The following is a 1,895-nucleotide window of genomic DNA, read 5'->3' on the forward strand; positions in this document are numbered from 1 at the left end:
CAGGACTGGTGACAGTCACCCGTCCTAATCTGAACCTATTAACTCTACCAAACAAATAACAGAGGGAAACCGAAATGGACGAAAAAAAGACATATACATACCAGTTCTCTATCGTGGGATTGAGATACTACGGTTATAAGCACATTACCGATAAAGACTCCCTCAGATGCCTTGTCGGGCAGAGGGTAGTGCTCAGAAGGGTATTTTACGACATCATGTATCCTGACAAAGTGGTCGTCACTCTCAACGGAAAGGAGTTAGGCTGTGTGAGGGAACAAAACCTCAACGAAACCGTCAACTCGCTGATGGTGCAGAACAGAGAAGCGCCGATGACGGCATGGGTGACAGGAGTGGACGAAATATATTCTACGCTGATAGCCGAGGTGAAAACTTCCTTCAAGGCATACAAGACTGACCATGCGAAAGAGGCTGAGGAATATAACAAATTCACTTACTCGGAGTTTACTGTCAATCCGCCTAAGGGGCTGTTGTGCCTCAAAAACGGCCTTGCTGACCTGCTGACGATGCTGAACGAAGGCTCGACTCACGACCAGCAGATGGCATCCACGATAGACAATGTGTGCGAGAATATGACCTACTGTCTGTCTAAGGAAATACACGAACTGCGCATCAGCGTGATGGAGTTTCTCAACCATCATAAGGACAAAGAGCCTTATGCCTCGATAAGGAAAAGGCTTGCCGATGCCATCGCTTTCAGAAACGACCGCAAGAAGCGCTGCGACAACATCATGCGCATTATCGACGAGATGGCAGCAGACAACACTCTGGACTTCGTCTTCCACCATATGCTGATGTCGGGCATGACGCGAGTTGACATGGAACGGCAGCTGGCTAAGTTTCCACACCACGTCTATGAGATGTGGCTCAGCGACAAGGAGTTGTTCTGCTCCGCCATCTCACGCAAGGACTTGCCGCTGCTTCCGCTGATAGGCCTGCTGTCGGGCATAGTTATGATGCGAATGTTTGACGCCGAGGCTAAGCAGACTGGAGCCGATGAGCCGAAGGAGGAGCGGATGTTTTCGTTTCGTCGGCTGGTAGAATGCACACACGATTGCAGCAAGCAAGACCGCAGGGCATACGAGATTTTGCTACGAAGGGCAATGAACGGAAATGTGACGGAGGATGACGAACGCCTGTTGGCCAATATAGGACAACAGTCTGAAGAGAACAGAAAGAAAACGTCGCCAAGGGCCGTATATCTCTATGGCGACCATGCTACGTATAACGAGAACAACACGTCGGAAGCTGTATGTGAACCACTCTACGTGCGAAGTGAATCATCAAAAAACAAATAAACTATGTCGAGAAGAATACTGATGACTGGCGACAAGGCCAGATATGTGGAAAACCGCTCGGCGGATTCCGCTGCCGACGAGAGGGAGATTATAATGTGTGGCGACAATGCCACTTACGAGGAGAACAGCGGAGTGGCGGAAATCGTTGAGAATGAGGCTGCCGTAGAGCTCGCACAGCAACCATCTCCACTCTATTCGCCTGAAGCATTGCAATTGTGGGAAATAGCAGTGAAGAAAGGATGGGTAGATAGCGACTTCAAACCCAAACTAAGCGAAAACAGGGCAGCCATACTTGCCGACGTAATGGCAGACTGTCTCAGACTGTCGCCCCGATGGAAGCCTTTCGAAGAGCTATGGGGCATACAAAACCTTTGCAACAAACACAGCAAGTCGTTGAATCAGAAATACTATACCGACTTGCAACAGGAATACAAAGACGCTTTTAGATAACATCAATTAACCCCTCGTTGACTCTCATGGGAGCAACTGGCACGGTACTGGCACTGGTTATGGCAGTGGTCAGTACAGTGCCGGTTGCTCTTATTTTTTTGCCTTACCTTTGCACCGTCAATCAGAAAA

General features: G+C 49.0%; 2 protein-coding genes. Both read left to right on the forward strand.

The window, feature by feature from the left end:
* The first annotated feature begins 74 nt into the window (after positions 1-74).
* Positions 75-1,316: a hypothetical protein gene (locus CIK99_RS04270; protein ID WP_094380140.1), complete on the forward strand. Its 1,242-nt coding sequence runs from the start codon at positions 75-77 to the stop codon at positions 1,314-1,316.
* A gap of 3 nt (positions 1,317-1,319) precedes the next feature.
* A complete protein-coding gene (locus CIK99_RS04275; protein ID WP_144007894.1) occupies positions 1,320-1,766 on the forward strand; it encodes a hypothetical protein in 447 nt (148 codons plus the stop codon).
* Positions 1,767-1,895 lie beyond the last annotated feature (129 nt).

This window comes from Prevotella sp. P5-92 (genome assembly GCF_002251245.1).
In the GTDB taxonomy this organism is placed as follows: domain Bacteria; phylum Bacteroidota; class Bacteroidia; order Bacteroidales; family Bacteroidaceae; genus Prevotella.

Coding starts and splice junctions, on each gene's coding strand:
- CIK99_RS04270 (WP_094380140.1), top strand. CDS start 75: ATGGACGAAAAAAAGACATATACATACCAGTTCTCTATCGTGGGATTG.
- CIK99_RS04275 (WP_144007894.1), top strand. CDS start 1,320: ATGTCGAGAAGAATACTGATGACTGGCGACAAGGCCAGATATGTGGAA.